Origin of the sequence: Streptomyces sp. NPDC090108 (assembly GCF_044747185.1) — a bacterium.
In the GTDB taxonomy this organism is placed as follows: domain Bacteria; phylum Actinomycetota; class Actinomycetes; order Streptomycetales; family Streptomycetaceae; genus Streptomyces.
Window position 1 is genome coordinate 727,283 of record NZ_JBIVDQ010000002.1, and the last position, 6,094, is coordinate 733,376.

Consider the following 6,094-nt stretch of genomic DNA (forward strand, 5'->3'; position numbering starts at 1 on the left):
GTGACGGTACGGGACGACGGCTTGCTCACCAGTCTTCCCGACCGCGCGACGCGGACGGTCGAGCGTCCCGTTGCGTGTCGGCCGGGCCCGGCGCTGGAGCCGGAGCCGGGGTGCGCGGGGGCGTACGGGGCTCGGTCCGGGCGGTGGCCGGCGCGCTGTGACGGCGTACGACCACGCGAGGGATCGGCCGGAAGCCCACGGGCGTGACGGCCCGGGAGCCGGGGACGTTGATGCGGATGCGGGTCGTCAGCGGTCGGGCTGCCGGGCCTGGACCGCCTGGGGACGATTCCGCGGTGGCCGCATGCTCACCGTGGTCGGGGCAGTCGTCGCCCAGTGGACATCTCACCGCGGCAGGGGCAGGGGCAGGAGCTGGGATGAGGAAGGACCTCGCGGGCACAGGCATGACGCGGGGGGAGAAGAAGTCCGCCGAGCCGGGGGTTTCGTCGAGGGTGGTGATCGTCGCGGCGTTCAGGGCCGGCGTGGGATGGGGCGCGGACGCCTGGGGCCATGTTCGTGTGGTCTGCCGTCGGGGCAGAGGGGGCCGGACGTCGGTCACCCGCAGGGACAGGGTGGGGGTGTCCGACGCGTGATCCGGTGACGGACCGGGCCCGGGCAGCCGTAGTACGAGCGTGGGAGCGTCGGCAGGGGGAGCGGACGCGCCGGCCTCCGAGGGCGTGGCGGCAGCGCAGTCGGAGCACAGCTGTGATGTCCAGCCGCGCTCGCTGCTGAAACCGAAGGAGGGACGGCGACAGCGTGGACACGCGAGCTCTCCGCGACGCTGCGCCTGGTCGATGAGGAGTTCCCGGCTCATCCGCGCGACGGCGTCCGCGTCGGCTGAGGCCGGGTCGGGCACATGAACGGTGAGCTTGAGGGCGGGGGCCCTGCGGGAGGTCGACTCCATCTCGCTCATCAGCAGTTGGAGGTCCCGCGGGGTGACGCGGTCGTGGAACACGAGACGTTGGGCGGTGTCGGGCCTGCGGGAGCGCAGACGGCTGCTGCGCCGGTCGGCGTCGGCACGGTCCCAGGCCTTCGTCCACTCGGGCAGCTCGCTCCTGCGGACGTTGCAGGCCTCGGCGAAGGCCGCGACGAACATACGGCTCGGCGTGGAACGGCCTTTGAGGACGCGCCCGACGGTGCTGTGCGGCAGCCGCCCGATGCCACCCGCACGGGCATCGAGGGAGCGCAGTGGTGGGCGGCCGTCGTCGTGATGCAGGTCGACGAGCGCGGAGTGCAGATCTGCGAAGTCCTTCACGACGCTGATGTGCACTCCGCTGCGGTGCCCGTCGACCACGCCCTGGGCACGGGCCTCGTCGCGCCTGGCGTGCTTCCACAGCCGCTCGGCTTCCCTCGTGCTGCGCTCGCAGGCCGCGGCGTAGGCAAGGACCACCGCCGGGTTCTGGGGCACGCTGCGCCCCGAGGCGGCGCGCGCGAGAGTGTCCGCGCTGAACTCCGTACGAGCGGCGAGCTGTTCGTAGGTCAGTGCGGCGGCGTCCCTGCCCTCGCGCAGCCAGGTCGCCAGGGAACGCAGCGAACGACTGCACGGGGGAATGGCGTTCTCGCGGCGCGCCATCGCGGATCAGGCCTGAACGGGCCGCGCCGTGACCGTGCGGCCGCGGCGCAGTTGCATCAGGAGGCGGTAGCCGAGGGAGAGTGCCTTGAGCGTGACGACGATCATGCTGACGGCCGGCCAGCCGGCTGCGGCCAGGGCACCGGCGACGATGATGATCACGATGAGGACGGCGGCCTCGGTCCCCGTCAGGGGGCGGGAGGTCCCGCACTTGGTGTGGTTCAACTTCATGACCTAACTGTTTGTTCTGGGCTCAACTACTGTCACTGCGGGCGTACTTGCCGATGGTGTGGATGGTGCTGGCTGCCGGGGCGGTTGCCGCCGCCCGCGGTGGTTAGCGATGTTGCAGCATCCCGGGCGCCAGCACTAACTGCCGGGCGGGCAATCCGCAGTTGTGTCCCTTTGAAGGTCTGGACCCGGCGCGGACATCGGTCCGGCATCGCGCCTGCTCGTGGGCGGTGGCGCAGGTTCCTTTCCGCAGTTGCGTCCCACCTTTCGACGGCCGCGATTGTCACTGAGTGTGACAATCCGCAAGGGTGTCCCGCGATCCACTACGGCTTCGTGGCATGCCGCGACCCATGTCGTCGCAGCTCGGGACGGCAATGCCCCTCCTCGTTCCCGCAGCCTCGTCCCGGCCTTGACCTTCGTGCCGACATGCCTGATCTTTGTTCGTGCCCGACTGTGCGCCTCACGGCCGTCATTGGGCTCTCCGAAGTACTGCGGGCAACACAGCCACCTAGGAGACCGAGCGGAACCGTTGCCGCGGGACACGCTCGACTGTTCTGGCGCCGCCATCGCGGCGCCAGACCTTTCTGCGGGCCTGGGGCCCGCGAACGTGTGGACCTCCGGATGTGTGGCCTCCGGTGACCGCCGGATGTGTGGCCTCCGGACTCCCGGACCTCGGAACTCGGGGATCTGTGAACTCGCGGATCTGTGAACTTGCGGATCCGCGAACCTCCGGCCCTGTCGCGCGCCGGTCCGGCTCACCGAAGCCGCTTCCGAGCCCCGGGCCACGGCTACGCACACGCCCACCGCCGCCTGGCCGGAAACCGCCGGACGTGCCGCACCCTGCCACCGAGCCGCGCAAGCGCGCCGATCGCCCCGTGGGAATCGGCCTCCGGAGTCGTGAGCAGGTTCGAATCCTGCCGGGGTACTTCGCAGGAAGTGCCCGAAGACCCCTTCACCAGCGGAGATGCTGCTTGAGGCATCACGCCAGGTGAGCCCCGCAAAGTCACGGCAACAGAGGTGGCTGGCGGACTGGTCTCAACAGCATGCTCTGCGACCGCCGCAACGAAGTGAACGGCTCAGAGGTCTGTCGCATCCGGGTAGTGCCGACGAAGTTCGCTGAGCAGGCGCTCGTCGACGGCCCTGACGTCCCACCACGAGCTGTCTGCTTCGGTCAGGACGACCACGAGCTCGTCCCCGGCGAACCCGCGCGCTTCGGCGTCGATGAGCTGAAGGTTTTCCGTACCAGGCAGGGAACCTGATCCCCTTCATCCTTGCCTCTGCTTCAGCCGTATCGCGCGACAAGCGGCCCCCTTCGTTGAGCACGGGGTGCAGACGGCAGAGCGGGGCGACCAACTACGACCACTAGGCGCCCAAGCCCACCGCCCCTGAGCAGCAGAAACCCAGCTCACCAAGCCCCCCGACATGACCCCGGGCTAGAAGTCACCTCAGGTGGTATCCCGCAGGGGAGCAGGCAGGTTGTGCCACGCGTGAGTACATCCCCCGGCGCAGTACAGCGATCGCCGGCGGGTATCCGCGATGGTGAAGAGGGCGACGAGCAGGCGGAATGACTTGGTGAGTTCGTAGGCCGGAAGGTTCTCCATGCCGAAGCGCCACTTCGTGAGCATCACCGCCGGGGTATGAGTCGCGCGAATGCCGGAACGCGCGATGCTCTCCGGCACGTCGCCCGAGCGAGCGCGAGCCTGCCCGCAGAACAGCACCAGTGCGTGCAGAACCTTCCGCTGGTCGTCCTCGACAAGGCCCTCGAACCACTCGACACCCTCAGTCGTCGGCCTAAGGCCTTGTGCAAGTTCGTTCAGGATCACCTCGTGTGCGTACAGCACAGGCTTCCACCCCCACGGTTGTGGGCTGACGTTACGCTTTAGAGCTCTCGCGAGCACCCCGCTTATTGGGTGACCCGATGGCAGCACCCTGCCGTTGCCCGGTACGTCGCCCACCTCATCGCCCAGCACCTCAACGCCTGCACGAAGTTCGAACACGCCGTCACCATGTGGTTCCTGGACATGGACACGAACCTCTCCTCCCCGCTGTACCTGAACAGGGACGAGGGTGAGTGAGTCACTTGGGCCGGGGACCAGGTGCATCCCTGAGGTCAACAAGCGATCGTCAACCGCGCTGCCGGGACTGTAGCGATCGTTGTGCGCGTACGTGGTGCATACGGGCAGGCCACTGGTGGTCACGGACGCCCGCCTCGACGCGCGCACCCGGAGCGGCCCGGTGGTCATGGTCCCTACTTGAAGGCGGCCGGATACGCCGGCATGCCGCTCGTCGTCGACCCCGAGGGCCTGGTCCTGGGCCTCCTGTGCGCACTCGACACCCGGCCCCAACGGTGGAGCGAGCAGGAAATGGACGCGCTGGCGGACCTGGCCGCCGCATGCAGTGCGGAACTGCGGCTGAGGATCGTGTCCCGGCAGGCCGAGGAGGCCCGCGCCGAGGCCGCCGCCCTGCCGGCACGCTCCGAACGGGTGCTGCGCGCATCGGAGGAGCTCAACGACACCTGCGTCTGCCCGTCGGCGCCACCCTCCTGCTCTACACCGACGGACTCGTCGAACGGCGCCCCGGCAACGACATCGACAGCGGCACGCGGTGCGCCGCCGCCACCCTGCTCGACGAAGGTGCCGGCACACCGCTGCACGACCTCCTGACCAAGATCGCCGACCGGGTCGCGGGCGCCGCGCCGGACGACGACGTCGCCCTGCTCGCCCTGCGGGTCACGCGCGGATCCCCGCGGGCGCCAAACAGCGCCGGCTGATGAACCCCACCCCGCCCGCCGGCTGCCGCACTGTCCCCGGCTCCCGGGTCGGCAGGGGAGGGGGCCGCCTTTTCCGGGTGGCGCGGAGACCGGTCCTCTCACGGCCGCCCCCCCCGAGCGGCGGGGTGCCCAGAAGGAGGCGGCGAGGAGCCTCCGGCATCAACTCGTCGAACGTGAGCCGGCCGCGGTGTGGGAGGAGCCGAGGACCCGTCCCGCTCGCGCCGCGCAGCACGCCCACCGCCCCCTCGCTCGCCGCTGCGGGCCCGCACCGGTCCCTGTCGAAGCATCGACGGTCCGGAGCCGAGGATCCTGCGCCACGGTTGCGCCCGGGATCATCGGCCGCGGCCGTGCCGTCGACGTGCCCGCCTGTGGCGGTGAAGGTCCCATCCCCAGCGGGCGGCACAGCCCACGATCGCGGGGCCGGTAGGCGGCCTGAGCATCCTGCGCCGGTGACGCGGCGGCACTCCGACCGGAGGTGCCGTGCAGGCTCCCCAGGCCAGAGCGGCGGCCGTGACGTCCTCCAGGGCGGCGGCAAGGCCGTCACCGGGGAGCACGGACCCGCCGACGCGGCGCCACGCCACTCCGGCGGCGGCCGCACCGAACGCGGCGGCGCTTCCCATGGCCGCCGCCACGACGAGGCCGGCCCCTCCCGGACGACGACGCTGTGTGACGAGAGCCCCTGTCGTGGCGCCGAGCGCGAGCCGCGGAACCAGGCCCGGCCCGGACAGGCGACTGGGCACGAGCGTCGACTTGTCAGCGACGAACTCCGCCGCGGCTGCCGCCACCGCCGCACCGCTCACCCACGGGCCGCACAGAAAACGCCGGACCGGGGACGAACCATCCGGCGCGGAGGAGGTCAGAGCGAGTGCCGCCAGCCCCCACTGGCTGCGCAGCCCCGTTGCCGCGCCGATGAGTACCGGACGGGCCGAGGCCCGCAGGGTCGGGGTCATGAGTGGCTCTCCCTTCCGGCCACGACTCGGTGACGCTCCGAGGGGACGACAGCTCCGGAACGGCCGTGGCCGGTCGCCGGCCACCCGCGACGGGACGGCCCGCTTCCGCAGCGGCCACTTCCTCTGCCGATCATGTTCTGCCGAGTTCCCGGCCCTCCCTCTCCCAACCGCGTCACGCGCGGCGTCCTCGTCACAGGCGCGCCGGGTGGGCCGTCCGGTTCGGCATCCGGACGCGGCTGAGGGGGTCCGCAGCTCGCCGCCCGCAGGAGCAGCCCCCACCCCTCCCACCGGCCGACCGGTGCGTGAGGAGCGTCGGATGCGCGAGCCCCACGAGGTTCCGGCGCCCCCGGACCCCGCTGAGCGGCGCGTCCCGCACGCCGTCGACAACCGCCCGGCCACCCCGGTCGCCCTGGCCGAGGCCGGACGTGTCCGCGAGGTCGCGGGTGACAACCCGCAGGCGGGCCACGGGGGGCCGAACCGCGACGAAGGACTCTGGAGGTGCCGTCGAACCGCGGCGAAGGACTCTGGAGGTGCCGTCGAACCGCGGCGAAGGACTCTGGAGGTGCCGTCGAACCGCGG

General features: G+C 71.2%; 7 protein-coding genes and 1 pseudogene. 5 read left to right on the forward strand and 3 right to left on the reverse strand.

Annotation, left to right across the window (positions count from 1 at the left end; all coding sequences use genetic code 11):
• Positions 1 to 25 precede the first annotated feature (25 nt).
• Positions 26 to 1,570, reverse strand: coding sequence for a helix-turn-helix domain-containing protein (locus tag ACIPRD_RS08275; protein WP_401561172.1), 1,545 nt, complete (start codon positions 1,568 to 1,570; stop codon positions 26 to 28).
• 6 nt (positions 1,571 to 1,576) lie between these two features.
• The gene (locus ACIPRD_RS08280; RefSeq protein ID WP_356409185.1) at positions 1,577 to 1,798 is read right to left on the reverse strand and encodes a hypothetical protein; all 222 of its coding nucleotides are present in this window, start codon (positions 1,796 to 1,798) and stop codon (positions 1,577 to 1,579) included.
• Between the two features lie 1,097 nt (positions 1,799 to 2,895).
• On the opposite strand from ACIPRD_RS08280, the gene ACIPRD_RS08285 reads away from it, so the two are divergent.
• Entirely contained in the window at positions 2,896 to 3,054 is a 159-nt protein-coding gene (locus ACIPRD_RS08285; RefSeq protein WP_401561175.1) for a hypothetical protein, read from the forward strand.
• A gap of 186 nt (positions 3,055 to 3,240) precedes the next feature.
• Here ACIPRD_RS08285 and ACIPRD_RS08290 read toward each other — a convergent pair whose 3' ends face one another.
• The gene (locus ACIPRD_RS08290; protein WP_356409179.1) at positions 3,241 to 3,618 is read right to left on the reverse strand and encodes a DUF5958 family protein; all 378 of its coding nucleotides are present in this window, start codon (positions 3,616 to 3,618) and stop codon (positions 3,241 to 3,243) included.
• A gap of 87 nt (positions 3,619 to 3,705) precedes the next feature.
• Between ACIPRD_RS08290 and ACIPRD_RS08295 the strand changes: the two genes are divergently transcribed.
• From ACIPRD_RS08295 to ACIPRD_RS08310, 4 genes and pseudogenes are all read left to right on the forward strand, one after another.
• Positions 3,706 to 3,870: a hypothetical protein gene (locus ACIPRD_RS08295; RefSeq protein ID WP_401561178.1), complete on the forward strand. Its 165-nt coding sequence runs from the start codon at positions 3,706 to 3,708 to the stop codon at positions 3,868 to 3,870.
• Between the two features lie 201 nt (positions 3,871 to 4,071).
• Positions 4,072 to 4,143 (forward strand): annotated as a pseudogene (locus ACIPRD_RS08300) (hypothetical protein); the annotation flags it as partial.
• 44 nt (positions 4,144 to 4,187) lie between these two features.
• The gene (locus tag ACIPRD_RS08305; protein ID WP_401561885.1) at positions 4,188 to 4,565 is read left to right on the forward strand and encodes a SpoIIE family protein phosphatase; all 378 of its coding nucleotides are present in this window, start codon (positions 4,188 to 4,190) and stop codon (positions 4,563 to 4,565) included.
• A 1,266-nt stretch (positions 4,566 to 5,831) separates the two neighbouring features.
• Positions 5,832 to 6,094 (forward strand): hypothetical protein (locus ACIPRD_RS08310; RefSeq protein ID WP_401561181.1); only part of this gene is annotated, 263 nt, incomplete at its 3' end.